Source organism: Vibrio sp. CUB2 (genome assembly GCF_001557945.1).
In the GTDB taxonomy this organism is placed as follows: Bacteria; Pseudomonadota; Gammaproteobacteria; order Enterobacterales; family Vibrionaceae; genus Vibrio; species Vibrio owensii.
Map to the genome: position 1 here is coordinate 148,872 of NZ_LNRB01000001.1, position 21,071 is coordinate 169,942.

General features: G+C 45.4%; 20 protein-coding genes and 1 riboswitch. Of the genes, 10 read left to right on the forward strand and 10 right to left on the reverse strand.

Going from position 1 to position 21,071, the window contains the following annotated elements; genetic code table 11:
* Positions 1-35 precede the first annotated feature (35 nt).
* Together ATB78_RS00675 and ATB78_RS00680 are read right to left on the reverse strand one after the other, a co-directional pair.
* The gene (locus ATB78_RS00675) at positions 36-1,370 is read right to left on the reverse strand and encodes a dihydroorotase (RefSeq protein ID WP_061007518.1); all 1,335 of its coding nucleotides are present in this window, start codon (positions 1,368-1,370) and stop codon (positions 36-38) included.
* A 104-nt stretch (positions 1,371-1,474) separates the two neighbouring features.
* Complete coding sequence (locus ATB78_RS00680) at positions 1,475-1,933, reverse strand: transcriptional repressor (RefSeq protein WP_061007726.1); 459 nt, start codon at positions 1,931-1,933, stop codon at positions 1,475-1,477.
* Between the two features lie 179 nt (positions 1,934-2,112).
* Here ATB78_RS00680 and ATB78_RS00685 point away from each other — a divergent pair, with 179 nt between their 5' ends.
* Positions 2,113-2,961, forward strand: coding sequence for a patatin family protein (locus tag ATB78_RS00685; RefSeq protein WP_009706261.1), 849 nt, complete (start codon positions 2,113-2,115; stop codon positions 2,959-2,961).
* Between the two features lie 180 nt (positions 2,962-3,141).
* On the opposite strand, the gene ATB78_RS00690 is transcribed toward ATB78_RS00685, so the two are convergent.
* Positions 3,142-3,990 carry a pirin family protein gene (locus ATB78_RS00690; RefSeq protein WP_061007519.1) on the reverse strand — a complete coding sequence of 283 codons (849 nt, stop codon included), beginning with the start codon at positions 3,988-3,990 and terminating at the stop codon, positions 3,142-3,144.
* Positions 3,991-4,312: 322 nt separating this feature from the next.
* On the opposite strand from ATB78_RS00690, the gene ATB78_RS00695 reads away from it, so the two are divergent.
* The 4 genes from ATB78_RS00695 (at position 4,313) to ATB78_RS00710 (ending at position 6,760) form a co-directional block, all read left to right on the forward strand.
* Entirely contained in the window at positions 4,313-4,525 is a 213-nt protein-coding gene (locus ATB78_RS00695; protein ID WP_005439099.1) for a cold-shock protein, read from the forward strand.
* 297 nt (positions 4,526-4,822) lie between these two features.
* A complete protein-coding gene (locus ATB78_RS30035) occupies positions 4,823-5,032 on the forward strand; it encodes a hypothetical protein (protein WP_005452681.1) in 210 nt (69 codons plus the stop codon).
* A gap of 62 nt (positions 5,033-5,094) precedes the next feature.
* The gene (locus ATB78_RS00705; RefSeq protein ID WP_009706263.1) at positions 5,095-5,235 is read left to right on the forward strand and encodes a hypothetical protein; all 141 of its coding nucleotides are present in this window, start codon (positions 5,095-5,097) and stop codon (positions 5,233-5,235) included.
* A 325-nt stretch (positions 5,236-5,560) separates the two neighbouring features.
* Positions 5,561-5,660, forward strand: a riboswitch (purine riboswitch).
* A 95-nt stretch (positions 5,661-5,755) separates the two neighbouring features.
* A complete protein-coding gene (locus ATB78_RS00710; protein WP_061007520.1) occupies positions 5,756-6,760 on the forward strand; it encodes an adenosine deaminase in 1,005 nt (334 codons plus the stop codon).
* A 76-nt stretch (positions 6,761-6,836) separates the two neighbouring features.
* Here the strand turns inward: ATB78_RS00710 and ATB78_RS00715 are convergent, their stop codons facing one another.
* On the reverse strand, positions 6,837-8,471 hold the full coding sequence (locus tag ATB78_RS00715) for a diguanylate cyclase (protein ID WP_061007521.1): 1,635 nt from the start codon (positions 8,469-8,471) through the stop codon (positions 6,837-6,839).
* Positions 8,472-8,625: 154 nt separating this feature from the next.
* Complete coding sequence (locus ATB78_RS00720; protein WP_061007522.1) at positions 8,626-9,549, reverse strand: LysR family transcriptional regulator; 924 nt, start codon at positions 9,547-9,549, stop codon at positions 8,626-8,628.
* 167 nt (positions 9,550-9,716) lie between these two features.
* On the opposite strand from ATB78_RS00720, the gene ATB78_RS00725 reads away from it, so the two are divergent.
* The 3 genes from ATB78_RS00725 (at position 9,717) to ATB78_RS00735 (ending at position 11,815) form a co-directional block, all read left to right on the forward strand.
* Positions 9,717-10,211, forward strand: coding sequence for a hypothetical protein (locus ATB78_RS00725; RefSeq protein WP_009706267.1), 495 nt, complete (start codon positions 9,717-9,719; stop codon positions 10,209-10,211).
* 3 nt (positions 10,212-10,214) lie between these two features.
* Positions 10,215-11,204 (forward strand): efflux RND transporter periplasmic adaptor subunit, encoded by a 990-nt coding sequence (locus ATB78_RS00730; protein ID WP_061007523.1) that lies wholly within the window; start codon positions 10,215-10,217, stop codon positions 11,202-11,204.
* Positions 11,205-11,341: 137 nt separating this feature from the next.
* Positions 11,342-11,815, forward strand: a complete 474-nt coding sequence (locus tag ATB78_RS00735) for a peroxiredoxin (RefSeq protein ID WP_005531886.1) — start codon at positions 11,342-11,344, stop codon at positions 11,813-11,815.
* 67 nt (positions 11,816-11,882) lie between these two features.
* Here the strand turns inward: ATB78_RS00735 and ATB78_RS00740 are convergent, their stop codons facing one another.
* The 4 genes from ATB78_RS00740 to ATB78_RS00755 form a co-directional block, all read right to left on the reverse strand.
* Entirely contained in the window at positions 11,883-12,590 is a 708-nt protein-coding gene (locus tag ATB78_RS00740; RefSeq protein ID WP_061007524.1) for a class I SAM-dependent methyltransferase, read from the reverse strand.
* Positions 12,591-12,788: 198 nt separating this feature from the next.
* On the reverse strand, positions 12,789-13,196 hold the full coding sequence (locus ATB78_RS00745; protein ID WP_009706270.1) for an SPOR domain-containing protein: 408 nt from the start codon (positions 13,194-13,196) through the stop codon (positions 12,789-12,791).
* A gap of 169 nt (positions 13,197-13,365) precedes the next feature.
* Positions 13,366-15,312, reverse strand: a complete 1,947-nt coding sequence (locus tag ATB78_RS00750) for a tetratricopeptide repeat-containing diguanylate cyclase (protein WP_061007525.1) — start codon at positions 15,310-15,312, stop codon at positions 13,366-13,368.
* Positions 15,313-15,606: 294 nt separating this feature from the next.
* Positions 15,607-16,776: a D-alanyl-D-alanine carboxypeptidase family protein gene (locus tag ATB78_RS00755; protein WP_005439123.1), complete on the reverse strand. Its 1,170-nt coding sequence runs from the start codon at positions 16,774-16,776 to the stop codon at positions 15,607-15,609.
* 499 nt (positions 16,777-17,275) lie between these two features.
* Here ATB78_RS00755 and ATB78_RS00760 point away from each other — a divergent pair, with 499 nt between their 5' ends.
* Entirely contained in the window at positions 17,276-18,883 is a 1,608-nt protein-coding gene (locus ATB78_RS00760) for a BCCT family transporter (RefSeq protein ID WP_005439125.1), read from the forward strand.
* A gap of 170 nt (positions 18,884-19,053) precedes the next feature.
* Here the strand turns inward: ATB78_RS00760 and ATB78_RS00765 are convergent, their stop codons facing one another.
* On the reverse strand, positions 19,054-20,016 hold the full coding sequence (locus tag ATB78_RS00765) for an NAD(P)H-dependent oxidoreductase (RefSeq protein WP_061007526.1): 963 nt from the start codon (positions 20,014-20,016) through the stop codon (positions 19,054-19,056).
* Between the two features lie 132 nt (positions 20,017-20,148).
* Here ATB78_RS00765 and ATB78_RS00770 point away from each other — a divergent pair, with 132 nt between their 5' ends.
* Positions 20,149-21,048: a LysR family transcriptional regulator gene (locus tag ATB78_RS00770; protein ID WP_061007527.1), complete on the forward strand. Its 900-nt coding sequence runs from the start codon at positions 20,149-20,151 to the stop codon at positions 21,046-21,048.
* Positions 21,049-21,071 lie beyond the last annotated feature (23 nt).

Sequence of the window (21,071 nt, forward strand, 5' to 3'; positions counted from 1 at the left end):
TTTCAAATAATCTAAGTTTTTGAAAAACGTGAATCCTAGCGATCGAATACCAATCGCATGGCGTGTGCAGCCTGCTCGTTCACTTGTTGGTTGGCATACACTAAGCCGCCATTGACCCATGTATTCTTAATTTGAGCCGAGAACTGATGACCAGCAAACGGCGACCAACCACAATGGTACAAGCTGTTCTCGTTCGTCACTGACGTTGGTGCTGCGGCATCAACAAGAACCAAATCAGCAAAGTAGCCTTCACGAATAAAGCCACGATCCTGAACGCCATAACGAACCGCTGGGTTGTGGGCGGTTTTCTCTACCACTTGCTCCATCGTCATGTGTCCGCGACTCACTTGGTCGAACAGAGTCAGTAGTGCGTGTTGCACCAAAGGTAAGCCAGCAGGAGCTTGGTCGTAAGGCACTTGTTTTTCTTCCCAAGTGTGCGGAGCATGGTCCGTCGCAATAATATCAATCTGGCCTGTGCTTAATGCCTTTAGTAGCGCGTCACGATCGCTTGGGTATTTCACGGCTGGGTTGCATTTAATTTGGTTACCACGCTCTGCATAGTCTTCATTGCTAAACCAAAGATGGTGAACACAAGCTTCTGCGGTGATGCTCTTACCTTGAATCGGGCCCGCTTCAAACAACGCCAATTCTTTTGCAGTCGTGATATGCAGCACGTGCAGTTGGCTGTTGTGTTTCTTTGCTAACTCAACGGCGTAAGAAGAAGAGGCGTAGCAAGCTTCATCATCACGAAGTACTGGGTGGTCTTCAATGGTGAATTCCGACTTCTCTTTCAACAGACGCTCTTTGTTCTGAGCAATGACAGGGCCACTTTCACAGTGCGTTACGATCAATACTGGCGAATCACGGAAAATCTCATCCAAAGCTTGCTCGTCTTCTACCAATAGATCTCCGGTAGATGCACCCATAAAGACTTTCACACCACAGTGCTTCTTTGGATCGAGTAATTTGATTTGCTCAAGGTTGTCTTCTGTTGCGCCAAGGTAGAAAGAGTAGTTAGCCAGAGAGCTTTGTTCCGCGATGGCAAATTTGCGCTCCAATGCTTCAATCGTCGTGGTTGCTGGGCTTACGTTTGGCATTTCCATGAAGCTCGTGATGCCACCAGCGACGGCTGCGCGTGACTCGGTTGCAATAGAGCCTTTGTGAGTCAGTCCTGGTTCGCGGAAATGCACTTGGTCATCGATCATTCCAGGGAGCAAATAGCAACCTTTCGCATCGATAACGACATCACTTTCCCTTGCTGCTATGTCAGTTGCGATGGTTTCGATTCGTTGATCGACAATTCGCAAATCGGTTTCGGTGATAGTTCCTTCATTTACTACACGGGCGTTTTTAATGAGCGTTGCAGACATAGCGGTTCAGAATCTCCTTGCTGATGATGCTAATGGTTGGGATGTATTTGAGGAAAAGGCGACGAAGTCGTCATGGTGTGAGCCAAGCTCAATAAAAAGCACGGCTATTTAGTGTCAGCGCAGTCATCACATACACAATTGATTTCTAATTGAGGGCTAACGACGGTAAACCCCTCTTGTTTTGCATGAGATTTAAGACCATTAATCAATTTAGGATCGATGGCTTGTTCGCTGATCTTGTTGCACTTTGAACAGATGAGAAACTGGGGAATACCATGTTCGTCATCACACAGGATATGAGAACAGGCGATATATTTATTAGAAACCTTTAGTTTGTGGGCTAGATGCTCACCTTCAAGGAAATCCAAAATTCGATACACCGACATCGCTTGAATATTTTGCTCAAAGTGCGCTTTGCAGTAATCCACTAATTCATACGCTGAAAGCGCTTTATCGGCATGAACCAAAGCCCTCAAGACTAACTTCCGCTTAGTCGTAAGTTGCTTACCTTGAGCCTTAAAACTCGTTTCAACATGCTTAATAATGGCGTCAATATCGCTCACTCTCACCTCACACAAGACACACGCTACCTTTTAATAATTTTGATTATTGTTATGTTATAACATAAAAAATAGATTCATCAAGGTGAGACCAAAGCGAACGCGATTTGGGAATGCGCATTAGATCCGTTACTCTAATTAGCTCGTATCCCAAATCAGAATAATCAAAACGGATGGCTAGAATGGAACACGTTGGCTCTCGGGCACTGGTTGTTGAAGGCGGTGCCATGCGCGGGGTATTTTCCTGCGGCATACTCGATCATTTTATTAAGCAAGACTTCTCCCCGTTTGACAGTTTTTGGGGCGTTTCGGCAGGCGCGAGCAACTTAGCTGCATACCTTGCAAAAATGCCGGGAAGGAACCTAAAAATCTATCTTGATTACAGCTTACGTAAAGAGTTCATTTCTCCCACTCAGCTGCTGCGTGGCGGTGACATGATGGACTTGGATTGGATGTGGGATATCACCCTTAAAGAACTCGATATAGATAGAGATGTGCTTTCTGCAGATCCTCGTCCTTTCTTTTTAGGGGTCACACGACAAGACAACGGACAACCAGAATACCTCACTCCATCTATTCAAATGCTGGCAGAAACCATGAAAGCCAGTAGCGCCCTGCCCATCATGTACCGAAACGGCGTCGCTTTAGATGGCGTGAGATATGTTGATGGCGGCGTAGCGGATGCGATTCCCGTCGCCGAAGCCATTAAACGCGGCGCGACCAGAATCATGGTGCTAAGAAGTCGACCAGCCAGTTATCGCAAATCCAAACCTAAACTTGAAAAGCTCACTGCACGCCTGTTGAAAGATCACCCTGCTTTGGTCGAGCCGATGCTCACGCGTCATATTCGCTATAACCAGAGCTTGGAATTGATAGAGAATCCACCCGCTGGCGTTGAGATCATTCAAATCTGTCCGCCAGAAGGCTTTAAATTAAAACGCTTGAGCCGCTCGCCAGAACCATTGCGCAAAGCTTATGAATTAGGCTTGGAATTTGGCAAACATGCCATAACGCGTTGGGAGCAGAGCTAAACACAAAAACAACTTTCAAAGCGCCGCAGAATAAAAAAAACCACACCATGTTAGTGTGGCTGATGCAAATTCGATGGCAGTGGATATCGTCTTTGCTTGCGTATGAGCCCAATGCACGGACTCCAAATCACTTAGGGGTCACCAATCGTGCTAATTCAGTGCGCACGATTGTCGGTCAAACTAATACGTTTCAAACAATCCAGAGTTGTAATCTTGAATCGCTTGTTCAATCTCTTCGATGTTATTCATGACAAAGGGGCCGTAATGCACGACAGGTTCATCAATTGGCTCGCCGATAAAGAGTAGTACGCCACTGGTGTCATTGGATTGAAGCGTCATCAACTCACCTTTAGAAAGCAGTGCCATTTCTCCCTGCATGACAACGCGCTCTCCAATAGTAATGCTGCCTTTATAAGCATAGACCATCATATTGTGATCGTTAGGTGTCATCAGGTTTAACGACGCGCCTTGGTGCGCTTGCCAATCAGCGACCGTCACAGGTACACCAGTTTTACTCAATGGTCCTCGAATCACTTCATCATCAATGTTCAGCTCACCAGAAATAACGCGAACTAAGCCATGCGCCTCTGCCCAATGTTCGGTAATGGTTTCCGGTTGGAAGTCGTGATATTGCGCCGGAGCCATCTTGTCTCGCGCTGGTTGATTAATCCAAATTTGGAAACCGTGCAGCTCACCGCCTTCCATTATTGGCATTTCACTATGAATGACGCCTCGTCCAGCTGCCATCCATTGCGCACCTCCGGAGCGAAGTTCACCAACATTATCCATGTGGTCACGATGTTGGAAATGTCCCGTTAACATGTAAGTCAGCGTTTCAATGCCTCGATGTGGATGCGGAGGGAACCCGCCTACGTAATCGGCTCTTTGGTCTGATTTCAGTTCATCTACCATCAAGAATGGTGAAAAGCTCGCATTGTTAAAGCCTGCGACACGGCGAATTTTCACGCCGTCACCATCAGCAGTTGCATGTGATGGGATAATCTGACGAATCTCTCTCACTGTACTCATAATCTTGCCTCCCTTTAGGATATGAGTTGATTCTAGAGAGCAAGTACTGAGTTTATGAGGGGGAAAAATTGTTCTACTTCATCAACTTTTTCGAACGAAAAAAAATGAAAAATAAATGTAGCTATTTTTTAAACACCCTGTATAGTGGCGGCTGGCTCTAGAAAAGAGCTGTTAATGCTACATTTAGTTTAAGTTCCCTCTCAGTAACATCCTGAATCTTCGGTTCAGACTCCTGCGTAAAACTTCCTCTTGATTGCACATTCAATAGCTTAAAAAAGATCCATCACAACTCGTACATTATTGTTTAATTTCAGAGGTTTTTATGTCTGGTAAAGTAACTGGTTCAGTAAAATGGTTCAACGAAACTAAAGGTTTTGGTTTCCTAACTCAAGACAACGGCGGCCAAGATGTATTCGTACACTTCAACGCTATCGTTGCTGACGGTTTCAAAACTTTGGCTGAAGGTCAGAAAGTAAGCTTCAACGTAGAAGATGGTAAAAAAGGTCCTCAAGCGACTGAAGTTACTCCTCTATAAGATAGCTTTTCTTGGTGCAGCATTTCCTCGCTGCACCAAACTCTCTCCCCCTTCAAAAAATTCCTCAAACTTAATACTCAGCAATCAAATATTGCTCGGTTTTCTGCTGCCTAAAAGAAATTGGCTGCACCACTGTATCCATCGTTGGAACAAGGTATCTTTCGTTAGAGCACTGTCGCCATCGCTGGTATGTAAACTATTAAAATTAGGAAAAATTATGTCTAGAAGAACAGGTCGTCAAAGACACTGGTATCAATTATTGAATAAAGAAAAGATCACAAAGAAACAGGAGAATAAATGATAGAGATTGAATTCCGTTTAAAACAACCCGACATCTCTTGGAACGCCAAAATACATCAACTTAACAGTGATATTTTAAGGCGCCATATATTGCCAAAACTCCAATCTGCTTGCTATCTCATTGATTTTAAATACTGTGAGAAAACCTATTCCGGTGACATTCTGTGTGACTCAGGTTCAAAGCTAGGAAGTTTTATTATTAAATAAATCAGTTTCGTGCATTAATAATTAATGTGGAAATTTAGGAAGAAATTCCCAAGGTGAAAAACATGGCAAATAAAAGCAAAAAGCAAATTGAGCAAGAAAAGAAAGAGTCCGAACAAAACGCTGCTGCGATAAAACAACAAACTCGCCGCCGAATTGAGGACATCATGGAGCAAAGAGAATTTGATAAAATGTTCGAGCTATAAATACATTCCCTTTCATTTCCTTTTCTCTACTCTTCTCAATTTAAAGTATCGATGTGCAAGGTATCGCCACCCCCTCTCTCAGTTCACAATGAGAGCTCACAATGAGCAACGCACAATAAACTCGATATGACTCCCAATGTTTCTCGCATGATGTGATTCAGTCTTAGCCACTGAATATTCGACTCAGCTAGGTGTGTGCTGACAACGAAGCCATCATGCGATGAAGTCGCTCCCTTTTCCCTTATCCCTTATCCCTTATCCCTTATCCCTTATCCCAAAGAATTACAATTTACTTACTAGCTCTAGCCAAGCCCCAATTTTTGCGTATAATCGCAACCGTTTGCTTCGTATAACCCCAATGATATGGTTTGGGGGTCTCTACCAGCTCCCGCAAAGTGCTGATTACGAAGAGTCGAGATCACTGTGGATCTTACTCTTTGTAATGGCGTTCGATTTTTCTCAATCTATACCTATTCTTAGAGTAATTGCATCCACGTAAAAGCATAAGAAGAGGTGGAATATGAACGCATTTATTCAAGGTCTTCCAAAGGTAGAGTTACACTTACATATCGAAGGTTCGCTAGAGCCAGAACTGTTGTTTGAGCTTGCACAGCGCAACAACATCGACATCCCATACGAATCACCACAAGCACTGCGCAAGGCGTACGAGTTCGAAGATTTGCAGTCTTTCCTAGATATCTACTATCAAGGCGCTAACGCGCTTCGCACGGAACAAGACTTTTATGATTTGACTTGGGCATACCTGGAGCGCTGCAAAGCCGACAACGTTATCCATACTGAAATCTTCTTTGACCCACAAACCCACACCGACCGTGGCATTGAGTTTGAGACCGTCATCAACGGTATTCACCGAGCAATGCAAGATGGTAACGAGAAGTTAGGCATCACCTCGCAAATCATTGCGTGCTTCTTGCGTCACCTATCGGAAGAGAGCGCGATTGAAACACTGCAGTCCATCGTTAAGCACAAAGACAAAATCGTCGGTGTTGGTTTGGATTCTTCAGAGCTTGGGCATCCGCCAGAGAAGTTCAAACGTGCTTTCCAACAAGCAAAAGAAGCAGGTTTACTCACCGTGGCACACGCAGGCGAGGAAGGTCCGGCGCAAAACATCATCGATTCTGTCGAGATGCTGGGCGTTAGCCGCGTTGACCATGGTGTTCGCTGCGTTGAAGATGCATCGTTGGTCGAAGCGCTTATCGAAAGCAAAATGCCACTCACGGTGTGCCCGTTGTCGAACATTAAGCTTTGCGTGTTTGATGAAATGGAGCAACACAACATTGTCGATTTGCTGCGTAAAGGCGTCGCGGTAACTATTAACTCGGATGATCCGGCGTACTTTGGTGGTTACATGACGGATAACTTTATGGCGGTCAGTAATGCACACCCGATGACGAAGGCAGAGTTGGCTCAGTTTACGATCAATGCCATTAATGCGAGCTTCATCAGCGAAGCACTTAAAGCCAAATACCGTGCTCAAGTCGCTGATTACCTAGCGAATCACTGATTATAAATACAAACCAATAAGGGCTAGCGATCTAGCCCTTATTTTGTTGTTTGGTATACCTATTTTGCTACGCACCTCATGATGCATCTCGCTCGGTTTTAATACAGTTTCTTCCCGCATTTTTCGCAACATAGAGCGCCTTGTCTGCTCTCGCTACCAGTTCATCAAAACTGTCTTCTAACTCTAACGTGGCGATACCCGCGCTGAACGTCATTTTCGAAGCAGGACTAAAATCCTCATCCTTAAGTGCCTCCAAACGGCTTTGCACCCATTGTTGTGCATTTTCTAAAGATACCTTGGAAGCGACGATGACGAACTCCTCCCCGCCCCAGCGTGCCAACATTCCCTCTTCCAAAGGATCTTGAGCGAGAAAGTCAGCAATATGCTTTAGTACGTTATCTCCGACATCATGCCCAAAGGTATCGTTGACCTCTTTAAAGTGGTCGAGGTCGAGCAAAATCAAAGACACAGGCCAACTGTGCGCTCTTGCTTTCTGAAGCTGTTCGTTGACTTTGGTGATCAGTGCACGGCGGTTAAATAAGTTGGTGAGCGGATCATGCATCGCCAACCACGTAAGCTTGTGGTTGTTTGCATTGAGCAAATTGACCGAGTACGCCAACTCTTGATTCGCTGTGTTGAGCTCTTGCGTTCTGAGCGCGACCACTTCCTCTAGCTTTCTATTGTGCTGATGGATTTCATCAAAGGTGTTTTTAAAGGCATTGGAAAGCTGGCCAATTTCATCTTTCGAATCGTAGCCAGAAAACGTGGTGTAATGGTTGTTGACTGCGTTTTCTACATCGTATGTCAGCTCCAAAATCGGTCTTGTGATGGAGTTGGTTAGGTAAAAAACGATAGGCATAAAGACAACAATCACCACTGATGAAGTAATCGCAACGTCTTCCAGTAGCTCATTGATATCGAGGAAAATATCGGACTCTTCAGTGGTCACGAAGAGCGTCCAATTAGGCAAGGTGTCGATTTTAGCAAAGGTCACGATCTTGGCTTCATTAACCTTTCTGTCGTAGTAGTGGCCATGTCCGACATTTTCCCAATTGGTTTGTACTGCAATGTCCGCAAAGCCTTCAAAGCCAACTCGCTCACCTTCAAAAATATTGGCGTGTAAAATCAGAGAGCTATCAGGGTGAGAAACCACCGTTCCACTGCTATCAGAGATCCAAGCATAACTGCTGTTGCCTAATTTCACTTTCGACAAACGCTGCGCCAGATAATCAACCGAGATAGACACACCTACAACACCTTTCCAGTTATCCGCTTCGTCATACACGGGCACACCAAGGGCAACTACGGGCGTTTTGACCAGTAGACCGACGTGCGGCGCAGTAATATGGTAATCCGCGCTCTTCCATCGAGCGTCTTCAATAAATTCCGGCCAATCAATTTTTATGGTTCTATTTTTGTGGTCAATCAGGTTCCAATGCTCATCGACGAAAAGCGTATTAATCACAGACTTCTTAGACATGCTTTTGAGCCACTTAAGCTCTTCGACAATAAAGTCGATATCCCCTTCTTGAACGCGTTGATGACCACTGATGGTTTGCAGTGACGCCACATGTCGTTGCAGTTCTTGACTGATGACGTCTGAATGAAGGTTGGATAATTGGATAGAGTTTTCTAGGGCGACACTAAAAATCCGTTGCCGCTCTTTAAAGTACAACACGGCGAAAAGAATCAGGACGAAACAAATCGTCATTACTGAGTACGTAACGACAAACTTGGTTCTCACACTTCGGAAAGCAAACCCCGCGATATACACAAATGTCCTTATCAAGTGTATGGATATGCATATAGTCTAGTTTGTTAATAAAGAGTCTGCTATGTGGTTTAGTATGAAAAACGGCCGAAATTTAATAGTTTATCGAGAACTTCTTGGCTGCGAGTGCGCATTGCTCTCTTAGCCATTGGTGGCTTGGATCATTGGTACGAGACGAATGCCAGTACATGGCTACATCAATTGGCTCCCTCAGAAAATCAGCGTCCAATGCTTTTAATTGATGCATATCTTTATATTGTTCCAACAGAATCTGCGGCATAAGTGCGATATAGTCGCAGCGTTGTATAACCGGCAACACCTCTATGATGCTACTGCTCTGCCATGCAATATCTCGTTGGGCTAAGATTGCTTCATCCTTGATTCCTCGCCCAACCAAGTAACCACCCCGTTGGTCAAGTTGAGACAAAGTAACGTGCTTTTCTGCCAGATATTCATCAACACTAATGGTGTCGCCTTTTAACCTCGGATGGTCAGCTCTGCATGCTACGGTCAATTTATCAGACATCAGCACCTGAGAGCGAAGATGAGGGTGAAGGTTAGTTTGTGCCTCAATCACCAGATCACATTGTTGGGTGCGTAAAAGGTTCGTCAGATCCATCGTGTAAAGAGGTTCGATGCGTGTCGTTGCTTTTGGTGCCGTTTGGCTAATCAACGCAGACAACTCTGGCAGCACGGTAAAACCGAACACACTTAGGGAAGAGATCACAAAACGCTTATCGCACTGCGCAGGATCAAAGCGTGAATGTTCCGGCAACATAAAGGCAATGTTCTCAACAGCACTCGCTAAGGTTGGGTAAATATCGTTCGCGAAAGCAGTCGGTGAAACCCCATGACTTTCACGGACGAATAGTACATCTTTAAACACCTCCCGAAGCCTTACCACAGCTTGGCTTACCGCGGATTGGCTCACACCCAGTCGTTGTGCCGCTTTGGTGTAACTCTTCTCTTCGACAATCGCCACAAAGGTCGGAATAAGACTGTAGTCTGAGTGCTTCATAGATTATGTGTATTCAATATTAACCTTACAGAACGTAACTTTACTTATATCACATATAACTCAACTTATGGCGTTTTTTCATACAATCCCGCGATGTGATTAATAAAGACAAAACAACGATCACGCGCTCAACGGTTTACCCTCACACATCGACAAAAGGTATAACTATGAACGTCATAAAAGCCATAGGTCGCGTTATCTTTGCGATTTTTATGGTGCTATTAAAGTTCTCACTATTCATGGCTCTCATGCTTGGTGGGGCTTACTTGCTTGCACCCATGGGCACGATCAATTCAAAAGACATTGATATGAGCTTGTTCACCAACACGCCCAACGACACCATGATGGTGATTTTCAACTCCGAATACTTCAGTGGTTATCTGTTCTCTGTCACAATAGCCCTTGCCCTTTTTGTCATCTATTTGCTGTGGCAGATCCATGAAGTTGCGGTTCACCGAGCTCAAGAAAAGAAAAGTTCTCATATCCAATTAGTGTTTGCCCTCTCGTTGTGTGGTTTGTTCCTTCACAAAGCTTGGTGGGTTCTGGCGCTGATCATTGCCTTCGCGAACTGGGAGCACATTGGCAACTCACTGAGCAACATCATTCGCAATAGCCGTTTGTCGTCTCAACCACAAACACCCGCAAAAGTGACGGAGGAATAAACCATGAAAGAGGTAATGATTCCGTACATTCTGATCATGTGGATTTTGGTTTCAACGGGTGCGATTAAGTGGACATTTAAGAGCGCGTTTTGGATCATCTCCGGCGGAGCGTTCATTCTGGTGGTGTTAGGGATTCTCTCGCGCCTATGGGCTCCGGTTGATTTGACTTATTCATCGACGGTGAAAGCGCCCCACTCGGTGTTGTCCCCACTGTTTCGCGAGCAGATTGACCACATCTATGTCGACCACAACCAAGAAGTGAAGAAAGGCGATGTGATCTATACGCTCGTAGATACCACCTCTTTGGCAGACGTAGAAAAAATCAAAGCAGGCATTGTTCAACAAGAAGAAAACGTGGCTCAGCTAAAGCGCGATATTATTCGCGGTAAGACCTCACCAGAGATCTTCAAAGGGCGTGACATTGAATACTACGAATCTCAACTTCGCGTTGCAGAAGCGTCGTTGAAGTCTTTGCATGCCGATTTGCAAAAGACTGAGTTTGAGCAAAGCCGTAAAACCGTTCGAGCCCCATACGATGGCCAAGTTGCGGTAGTGAACGTAGCCGATGGTAGCCGTGTAGGTAACATGCACATCTACGACACGTCACGTAAGTTCTTGGAGATGCGCATACCAGACCAAACCTACCGCTATGTTGAACAGGGTCAGTTTGCTGAGTTCTACGTCGATGCGTATCCGGGTGAAGTGTTCCGAGCTCGCGTTCACAGCATCACGGCGGGTACTGGAGAATCATCAGTTTCGCCATTGCAAGGCCCACAGAGCGTTCGTCAACACGTAGGCGCAAACACCAGTAGCCACGGTCGTACAGTGATTCTGGAAATTTTCGAACCAGAGGGCAAATCCACCCCAATTGGTGCGACTGGCTCTGCGTGGATTGCTGCAAATAAACCACACAGCCTGTTTGGCTTCATTGATGTGATTGGCGCAGCAACGGTTCGACTTCACTCTTATAAGTCTTACCTGAACGCGATGTAGTTAACAAACAAACCGCCAACTTAGGCGGTTTGTTTTTATGAAGCCAATTAAGACCTTACATTTCTTCCGTGGTTAGCCTGCAGTTTTAGCGCTAGACTGAGTGAGCTAAATAAAGCATACACAAAAGGAAGAAAATCATGATTCAACAAGGTCAAGCACTGCCTGCTGCAACGCTAAGCGAACTGACTGCAGATGGTATGGTAAACCACCAAGTAACAGAGCTGTTTGCAGATAAGAAAGTGGTTCTATTTGCGGTTCCAGGTGCATTTACTCCTACTTGTTCTGAAGCGCACCTGCCAGGTTACGTCGTATTGGCTGACCAACTAAAGGCAAAAGGCGTGGACCTGATTGCTTGTGTATCTGTTAACGATGCATTCGTAATGCAAGCTTGGGGTGAAGCACAAAACGCATCTGAGTTGCTAATGCTGGGTGATGGTGACGCAAGCTTTACTAAAGCACTGGGCCTAGAAATGGACACTGGCGGTTTTGGTGGCGTTCGTTCACAGCGTTACGCGATGATCATCGACAATGGTGTGGTTACGACACTAAACGTTGAAGAACCGAAGACATTCGAAGCAAGTAAAGCGGAAACCATTCTCGCTGCACTTTAAGCTCAACGCTAAGATCACAAAACGGAAGCCTCTGCGCTTCCGTTTTTTCTATCTGAGCTCACTGATTTTACTCGCTCAGCGCCACACATTTAATGAAGATGAAGTTCGGGAACGTCGCCAAACGTTGGTAATGCTCCTGAGAGATTTCTCGAATCTTTTCATTCACCTTACCTTCTGAAATCGCCAGCATCGCCATGTTACTGCTCGTGATCGCATCGGTAATATCTTGCAATGAACGGCGGCAGAATGCCACAGGAACTGGTTCTCCTACTGTATTCCACATATCTTCAACCAACTCTTTATCGTAGTAATTTCCAGAGTCCGAACATTCGAAATCCGCAAATGGATGATGGGTTGAGAAGACAAACTGACCACCGGCTTTTAGTACTCGCTGAATATCGTTAAATAAGGGACGAAGATCTTCAATGTAATGAACCATAAGCGGGCAAATGACCAAGTCGTACTGTCCGTCCGCCTCTTCTGGTAAACCGAGCGCCAAGTTTTGCGCGTAAGCGGTGACCGAGCTACCAAGCTTTTCTTTTACGATATCTATCATCTCTTGTGCAGCGTCGATGCAGGTTACTGAGCTTGCGCCCAGCTCAAGAAGAAGCTGCGCGTAAATACCGGAACCACAACCTAAATCCAGCACCTTTTTACCTGTCACATCACCGACTAGTTCAAGGGTATTTGGACGCTCAAAATGCGCGTTGTACAGGTTATCTTGCGCGGCTAAATCGTATTGCTTTGCGTAGGTGGTGTACATTTCTTGCTTCATGGTGACTCCGACAGAAAAAGTGGGATGCGAAGACTAGAAAATACCCGATAACAAGTAAAGTCAAAAGCGCGTTAGGCGCGTGATCTTGCGCGTACATTGAAGAAGATTGACGACTGATGGTTAGGTTGAGCCTTTCCAACCGATTGCAAAGGCTCGATGTGTAACAATAAATCGCTTATTGGAATGACAAGAACAGCACTAGCGCATACGCACAACGCTGGTCTCTTGTTTGCGCTGCATCTCAGCAAACGTTAAGACAAACGGGGAAGATTGCTTAACTCGACTTGGTAATGAAGACAGTGCGTTGTAGGCATCTTGCTTGGTTTTGAAATCCCCTACCGTCACCGTGTACCAACGTGTGCCACGGCTGTTTTTCCAGTTTACCCACACCGGATGTTTAGGGTCGATGTAGCGAATGTACTCTTTGACATCCTTTTCTTTCTTTAGGGCCAGCACTTGCATGGTGTAGTGATTTGGGTTGAGGTAGCCATAAGCGTCTTGCGATGACATCACACCCACACACTGCCCTGTTTCCATTGGTTGATGCTGCGGCATCACACAGCCAGTAAGTGACATAGCCAAAGTCAAAGATAGAATCTTGCGCACGCGTAACTCCGTTTTTTTGTTCTGAATGGTTCTCTTGAAGAGTGCTCTACATTGAGTAGGCGACCACCGACTCCAAAACATGAAACACAAAATAAAAACGGCAGATTGACCGTATCAATCTGCCGTTTCGTTCTCTGTAATTTATCTATTTTCAGCGCAATTCTTAAAGCTACTGAGCCTCCGGTGGTTCTGGAAATACCACTTGGTTCTTACCATTGCGTTTAGCCTCGTAGAGACTTTTATCTGCTCGGCGGAAGTATTCATCGTTGTAGGTGAAGGTTTCGATTAACCCGCCGTGACTGACACCTATAGACGTAGTGACATTCAAACTCGCTTCTTCTGTCTCAAACGAAACATCACCAATATGTTGGCGCATTTCCTCAAGACGCTTGGCCAAATCGTCAGTGGTTTTCAACAACATTAAGAACTCTTCACCACCCCAACGAATCAGTAACTCTTGAGATTGAACATGAACTCTTAAACGTTCAGCAAAGCCTTCTAGAATACGATCTCCCGTTTCGTGTCCATGCACATCGTTTACTTGCTTAAAATTGTCGATATCAAACAACACCACTCGGTATTCCGCTTTGGCATCTAGGTGCTCAGGATGATCAATCTGCGCGTAGTAATAGCGTCGGTTGTGCAATTGAGTCAAAGGATCAAGCAATGAAAGCTGCTCCAATTCTTGGTTTTTGCGCTGCGTGGCTAAGACTTTAGATACCGTCAGTGCCAGTACCACGGCTGAAATCGCAATCCAAATAATCGCTATTTGAAAACGTAGCTTCTCTTGGTGCAGTTCTGATTCCGCCAAGCGTTTTTCGACTTCCAACATATCTCTTTCGCGCTGAATGTGCTCTGTCGCAAATGCCTGTTCTAAGTCATACACTTTGCCCAACAACTGCTTTTTACTTTCCACTGAAAAGTGTTTAAACGAGCCTAGCGCTTGTTCGTATTCACCCAGTTGTTCAAATATCTTCGCCTTTTGTTCTTCTACTCGAATCAACCAACGTTCATGCTCGATTGAGCGAAAAGCCGCAGCGCTCAATGCTGCACTCTGCATGGCTTTGTCTAAATCTCCCATCGCCAATTGGCATTTGGACATGATCAAATAACATTGGCCATATTCAATCGGATAATCCGCCGCTGAAGGCAACATCACACATTGTTGAGTCGTTTCCAACGCTTTCGGATATTGCTCTTCCAGCAGCAACATATCTGCTTTGCCTTTCAACTGAATAAGGTGATGGCGCAGATTGGTTGACGTAGGTTTATAGAACTCTTGCGACTTCTCATACGCTGTTCGAGCCAACTCGGCTTTACCTTGTCGATTGTAGATATGCGCCTCATTGAGATACATAATCTGCAACCCTCTGGCTTTGTGCCCTTTGGCATAGCGCTTGAGGTAAATTTGCTGCGCTTTTTGAATGAACTCTAATGCTCGATCCCAGCTTTCGATGTGCAGATAAAGCAGACCAAGGTTATTGTAAATCGTACCTTTGTAAGCCTCTTGCCCAACTTGTTCGGCGATATCAATGCCATCAAGGAAGTAACGTTGGGCATCCACCAGCTGGTTTGTCGCATTACTCAACGCGCCTGCGACGTTATAAAACTTGGGCAAAAGCGAGTTGAGGTGATCTTTCTCCGCTATCTCGATAGCGAGTTTTATTTCGCTCAAGCCCACATCATTTCGGCCGTGCAAGGTGTGCTCCTTCGCACTGTCTGCTAGCAACACGGCATCAAGCCATGGTTGATCGCTCTCTCGGGCAATGGCTTGAAGTTGTTGAAGGTAGTCTGCCGCCAATAAAGGCTCATCATTCACACGAGCCAATCGATATTGCTGATACAAGGCATAGGAAGTTTCGAGCTCAGACGAAAAGGCATTACCGACCGCCTCCAACGCTTGTTGCGCACTTTCAGGATCACTGTAAATAAGCGAACTCACATCAAGTAGCGCTTGTCCTTGAGCTGTTTTAGCAAGCAAAATTTGAGGATCTTGACTGGCAGTTTGTTTGATATGTTCACTTGGCGAATCCTTACGCCAGTAATCGTGCAAAGCGAAAGCGACCACTACCCAAAGCAGCGCCGCTAACAAGGTGACAACATAGCTTTTTCTCACGAAGTATTACGTTCCATCTCGATTGTATTTAGATTTTTCTTTTTAGAAGCATCTGATTTATAAGAAAACCATAGCATTAATCAAATGCATTCCCAAGCATGCATAAGAATCGATATTTATATGAATGTCACGTTTCTGCCCATGGTTAGGCAAATACTCTAATGGCAAGTTTTATTGCCATTTGTGTATGTTCTTCTTTGGAGTCAGGAGGAGAAAGGGCTGAGCTGGAGAGGAAAATAAAAAAGCCGCACCTGAAACTCAGGTGCGGCTTAAATAGAATTGGATTAAGAGAAGTTAGAACCAGCTCGCAACCAAACGTTTGAACCAATCCATTAGGCGCTTAAAGATGCCGCCTTCTTCAACAGGTTCCAGCGCAACCAATTCCGCTTCTTTGACTACGTCACCATCGACTTTGTACAACACTTTGCCGACAACTTGATCTTGCTGAATTGGAGCCATTAGGTCGCCATTGTATTCCACTTCGGCTTCCAGCTTGTTCACGTCACCTTTTGGCAACGTTAGGTAGATATCACGATCAACACCGACTTTCAGCTCATCTTGGTTACCCATCCAAACGCGCGCCGTTGCTACTTCTTTACCTGCTTGCGTTGGTACAACGGTATCGAAGAAACGGAAACCGTAGCTCAGAAGCTGTTTACTCTCTGACTCACGCACGCTAGGGCTTTTCGCACCCATCACAACCGCGACTAAACGCATGTCACCGTTGGTTGCTGAAGTCGCGAGACTGTAACCCGCGCCACTGGTGTAACCCGTCTTCATGCCGTCAACGCTCATGCTTCGGTCACGTAGCAAGCCGTTACGGTTGTATTGAGTGATGCCGTTGTAGGTAAACGAAGTCTCACTGTACAACGGGTAGATATCAGGAAGATCACGGATAATCGCACGGCCTAACGTTGCAATGTCACGCGGCGTTGAATACAGACCATCGCTATCCAAACCATGTGGGTTGGTAAATGCAGAGTTTGATAGACCAAGTTGGTTCGCCCAACTGTTCATCAAACCAACGAAGCCCGCTTCACTACCTGCAACGTGTTCTGCGATAGCGACACTGGCATCGTTACCTGATTGAACAATCAATCCACGGTAAAGATCCGACAGTGAAACCGACGTACCAACTTCGATAAACATCTTGGAAGAATCAGGGAAGTTTTTCGCCCACGCGTTGCGGCTAATCACCACTTCATCGTCTAGGCTAATGTTGCCAGACTTCACCTCTTGACCCGCAACATAAGCGGTCATTAGCTTAGTCAAACTTGCCGGGTTTAGGCGTTTATCGGCATCACGTTCCACTAGCACGGTGCCAGTGTGGTAATCCATTAATACATAGCCACGAGAGCTGAGCTCTGGGGCATTTGGAACAACGGTAGGAGCAGCAAAACTAAACGCGGAAACAGCAGTCAAGGTGGTCGCTAACGTAGCATTGAATAAAGTGTTTTTTCTCATAGCAGCATTCTGTGGCTTACAACTTACAAACTAAGTCGAGTATATGGAAACGCTGTTCAGTTACAGCACCTCTGTTACGATTGGTTACGTTTACTCGATATTTGTCGAAAAGAATGCGAAGTTCGTTGGAATTTGTGCTTATTCGTTAACCAATTCCTTGAAATCATGATTTTTGATTAGCCCTAGTTCAGCGCTCGCGTTCTTTGGAGCCTTGCCAACCTTTACTCGCGCGTCACGCTGCTACTTTTGGTCAAACAATCTTCTCCAACATCAAACGAATATTTACACATCAAAACATTACACCTCATTGTATTTTTCACTAAAAACCTGACTTACAACCAGTTTAAAAGCCTTAAAAATCTATCAATTTGCAATGTTTTACACAAAACATTATGATCACGTCGCATTTTTTAATTAGAACTCAAAACAATCGGAGGGCGGTTTTAGTGTTTTTCTTGTTCAGGAAAGGCACATTTAAAAAAGCGTACATGTTGTATTTATGGATAATGCACTAAAAAAATATAGTATCGACACTACCGACTATCAGGTTGGTCAAGATAACGTTCAAAAATGGGGATTTGATATCCACAATCCAGTATTTGGGATTAGTGCTGGTCTTGTTCTTCTCTGTCTTGCTTCTCTTTTAATTGTTGATCCTTCAACAGCCCGTGATGCCTTAAACGGCGTTAAGAACAGCATCATTTCTGACTTCGATGTGTTCTTCATGTGGTCTACTAACTTCTTCATCGTATTTGCTATCGCAGTCTTACTTTCACCACTGGGTAAAATCCGCATTGGTGGTAAAGACGCGCAAGCAGAACACTCAACGGCTTCTTGGTTATCTATGCTGTTCGCAGCGGGTATGGGTATCGGCCTGCTATTTTGGAGTGTTTCGGAACCAACGGCTTATTTCACTGATTGGTACGGCACACCACTGAACGTAGAACCTTACACCGAGGAAGCAAAATCACTCGCTATGGGTGCAACCATGTTCCACTGGGGCATTCACGGTTGGGCGATTTACGCCATCGTTGCACTTTCACTGGCTTTCTTTGCCTTCAATAAAGGCTTACCACTTTCTTTGCGCTCTGCGTTCTACCCACTATTTGGTGATAGAGCTTGGGGCTGGTTAGGTCACGTCATCGACATTCTTGCGGTACTTTCAACCCTGTTTGGTCTAGCAACTTCGCTTGGCTTGGGCGCACAGCAAGCCACCAGCGGCATCAACCATGTATTTGGTTTGGATGGCGGCATTGGCATGCAAATGATCGTAATCGCGTTCGTGACCTTTATTGCGGTTCTTTCTGTTGTTCGAGGCATCGACGGCGGCGTTAAGCTATTAAGTAACATCAACATGGCAGTGGCATTTGCCCTACTGGCTTTCGTGTTGTTCATTAGCTTTGATGTAGCGACAACTTCTATCTGGGATACTACCGTCGCTTACGCAAAAGACATCTTCGCGCTAAGTAACCCACATGGTCGTGATGATACGGAATGGATGCACGGCTGGACTGTGTTCTACTGGGCATGGTGGGTATCTTGGTCACCATTCGTTGGTATGTTTATCGCACGTGTTTCAAAAGGTCGTACCGTTCGTGAATTCCTATTTGCCGTTATCGTTATTCCTACCACAGTGACACTGATTTGGATGGCAGTATTTGGCGGTATCGCGCTTGATCAAGTCGTCAATAAAGTGGGCGAACTGGGTGCGAATGGCTTGACAGATATCTCGCTAACGCTATTCCACGTATACGATGCAATGCCGTTTAGCTCTGTTATTTCTGTTCTGTCTATCGTTCTGATTTTGGTGTTCTTTATCACTTCATCAGACTCAGGTTCATTGGTTATCGATAGCATCACGGCTGGCGGTAAAATTGATGCACCTGTACCACAACGTATTTTCTGGGCATGTATTGAAGGCTCTATCGCCGCGGTCATGCTTTGGATCGGTGGTAAAGAAGCACTGCAAGCGCTTCAATCCGGCGTGGTGGCGACCGGCTTGCCATTCACCTTTGTTCTATTGCTGATGTGTGTCAGTTTGATCAAAGGTTTGAGATCAGAATTGCCTGCTTATCAAAACACCGCACAGAAACAATCTGTCGCTTAGTAAAAGCTGTAGAGCATCAAGATGAGAAACGAGCGTCCATTTGGCGCTCGTTTTTTTATCCGCGTCATTGCCTGTATTGTTGAGTCAGTAAGTTAAGTTCTTACACATAAAAAAGCCCCAAGCACAAAGGCCTGGGGCAAGTAAAGCAATGAGTTATTGGTCAAGGGTAGCTAACTCACCACTGGAACAACGTTGTATTCATGAATGGTGATGGAGCCTGCTTCCTCAATCGAAACTTGCCACGTCTCGTTAACGGTTAGGTTAACGACTTCACCTTTCATCATCGAATCTTCATAACTGTCTGCTGTTAATCGAATACGCAGTTCGACTTGGAAACGATCACCATTTGGTTTCACTTCGATCTGCTGAACGTCGTGATCACAGTTTGGTTTGAAGGTCGCACGAGCAATCGCGTACCAATCACGGAAGCCGTCATGCCCTAAGAATTCACCTTCTGGCATCGACCACTTCACGTCTTGTGCTAGCTTGTCGGTAAAGAACTCTGTGTCTTCTTCCAGCACATCGAACTTGGCAAACCATTCGGCTACAAACTTCTCCATACGACTTTCTGGTGAAGCCGTGATCTCTTCAATCTGCGCCAACAAACGGCTCGCATGATCTTTTGCTCGTGCTTGCACCTCTTCCAATTTGTTGTACACATTTGGAATGTAAACCATGCGGTGCGTGTAAATTGGCTTGCGGTAGTTCATGCCAGCCAAGTAAGCAGTTTGTTGGAATGGGTAAACAAACTGCTCGATAGTAAAGTGGTTGTAGCCAAGTGGATCGTAAGATTCTTCTGGGCCACCAATCGTAAAGGAAAGAATGAAATCTTTGCCTTTTAACTTGTCGCCTTCTGGGCCGTAAGCGAAGTTGAAATTGAATACATCATCGACCCACTTTTTCAACAAGGCTGGTGACGAGTACCAGTAGAATGGAAATTGAAGCACAACCACATCCGCACTCACGAGCGCCGCTTGCTCTGCTTCAACATCAATTTGATAGTTCGGGTACAGAGTATCTAGGCGGCGAACTTCAACATCATTCAGTCCCGCTTTTAGCTCGTCTATGATAACGGTGTTTGTGTATGACTCATCTAGGTTTGGGTGACCTGAAATTACCAGTACTTTGCTCATCGTGATTCCTCTGTTTCGAAGCGTTAACCGATGAGTAGAGAATACGTCGAAGTGACCTTTAGTTTTAGACGCTCTTTACTTAAATCATTATTAGGTAGAAACTAAAGATAAATACATCTTTCGGGAAAAGGCATGAACGGCACGACCTACAACCAACTAATGATGTTCCATCCCATTGCGCAAGAAGGCAGCATCACCGCCGCAGCACGTAAGTTAGAGATAGCCCCACCCTCGGTGAGTCAGGCGTTAAAGATGTTAGAAGAGCAACTCGGCTTGCCCCTGTTTACGCGTACCACTCGTCGCATTGAGTTAACAGAAGCGGGACAGTTGCTCTATGAACGCACGTTAGCGTCGATGTCAGAGTTAAACCTTGCCGTCGAAAGCGTCAGTGACTTGAGCCGAGTTCCTTCGGGTAAAGTCCGTATTACCGTGCCTCGATTCGTGTATCAATCGCTACTCAAACCCATCTATATTGAGTTCTGCCAACGTTACCCAAGCATTCAATTGGAGATTTCTGTTTCTGACAAAGCCATCGACATCATTCGTGATGGCTTTGATATGGGTATCCGCTTTGGTGACCGAGTAGAAGAAGGCATGATTGCACGTCAGCTAACACTCCCAGTGAAAGAAGCATTATTCGCCTCACCGGGCTATGTTGAGCAATATGGTTTACCCAAAACACCCGATGATTTGAAGCAACACAAGCTGATTCAGTACCGGTTTATCTCGTCTAACCAAGTAGCTCCGCTGAATCTAAACAACCAAGGCGAGACCCTTACCGTCAATATGCCAACTGCTCTCATTGTGAATGATACCGATGTGATGATAGACGCGGCGCACAACGGTTTGGGGATTGGGCGTATCGTGACGCCAATGGTCGAAGAAGGCTTTAAGAAAGGTGAAATAGTGCCTGTGCTTGAAGAATACTGGCAGCCCTACTCGGGTTTGTATGTCTACTTTCACAAGAACACTCAAAAGGCGAAGCGCGTACGCGTACTCATCGACTTCTTACTTGAGAAAGCTGAGCTTTAATACAACAAAAAAGGAATGCCGAA

What these genes read in the sequence shown, in the direction of transcription:
- ATB78_RS00770 (WP_061007527.1), top strand. Translation starts at nt 20,149, where the DNA reads ATGAACGGCACGACCTACAACCAACTAATGATGTTCCATCCCATTGCG.
- ATB78_RS00710 (WP_061007520.1), top strand. Translation starts at nt 5,756, where the DNA reads ATGAACGCATTTATTCAAGGTCTTCCAAAGGTAGAGTTACACTTACAT.
- ATB78_RS00695 (WP_005439099.1), top strand. Translation starts at nt 4,313, where the DNA reads ATGTCTGGTAAAGTAACTGGTTCAGTAAAATGGTTCAACGAAACTAAA.
- ATB78_RS00690 (WP_061007519.1), bottom strand. Translation starts at nt 3,990, where the DNA reads ATGAGTACAGTGAGAGAGATTCGTCAGATTATCCCATCACATGCAACT.
- ATB78_RS00755 (WP_005439123.1), bottom strand. Translation starts at nt 16,776, where the DNA reads ATGAGAAAAAACACTTTATTCAATGCTACGTTAGCGACCACCTTGACT.
- ATB78_RS00720 (WP_061007522.1), bottom strand. Translation starts at nt 9,549, where the DNA reads ATGAAGCACTCAGACTACAGTCTTATTCCGACCTTTGTGGCGATTGTC.
- ATB78_RS00685 (WP_009706261.1), top strand. Translation starts at nt 2,113, where the DNA reads ATGGAACACGTTGGCTCTCGGGCACTGGTTGTTGAAGGCGGTGCCATG.
- ATB78_RS00740 (WP_061007524.1), bottom strand. Translation starts at nt 12,590, where the DNA reads ATGAAGCAAGAAATGTACACCACCTACGCAAAGCAATACGATTTAGCC.
- ATB78_RS00760 (WP_005439125.1), top strand. Translation starts at nt 17,276, where the DNA reads ATGGATAATGCACTAAAAAAATATAGTATCGACACTACCGACTATCAG.
- ATB78_RS00705 (WP_009706263.1), top strand. Translation starts at nt 5,095, where the DNA reads ATGGCAAATAAAAGCAAAAAGCAAATTGAGCAAGAAAAGAAAGAGTCC.
- ATB78_RS00675 (WP_061007518.1), bottom strand. Translation starts at nt 1,370, where the DNA reads ATGTCTGCAACGCTCATTAAAAACGCCCGTGTAGTAAATGAAGGAACT.
- ATB78_RS00730 (WP_061007523.1), top strand. Translation starts at nt 10,215, where the DNA reads ATGAAAGAGGTAATGATTCCGTACATTCTGATCATGTGGATTTTGGTT.
- ATB78_RS00715 (WP_061007521.1), bottom strand. Translation starts at nt 8,471, where the DNA reads ATGACGATTTGTTTCGTCCTGATTCTTTTCGCCGTGTTGTACTTTAAA.
- ATB78_RS00765 (WP_061007526.1), bottom strand. Translation starts at nt 20,016, where the DNA reads ATGAGCAAAGTACTGGTAATTTCAGGTCACCCAAACCTAGATGAGTCA.
- ATB78_RS00735 (WP_005531886.1), top strand. Translation starts at nt 11,342, where the DNA reads ATGATTCAACAAGGTCAAGCACTGCCTGCTGCAACGCTAAGCGAACTG.
- ATB78_RS00725 (WP_009706267.1), top strand. Translation starts at nt 9,717, where the DNA reads ATGAACGTCATAAAAGCCATAGGTCGCGTTATCTTTGCGATTTTTATG.
- ATB78_RS30035 (WP_005452681.1), top strand. Translation starts at nt 4,823, where the DNA reads ATGATAGAGATTGAATTCCGTTTAAAACAACCCGACATCTCTTGGAAC.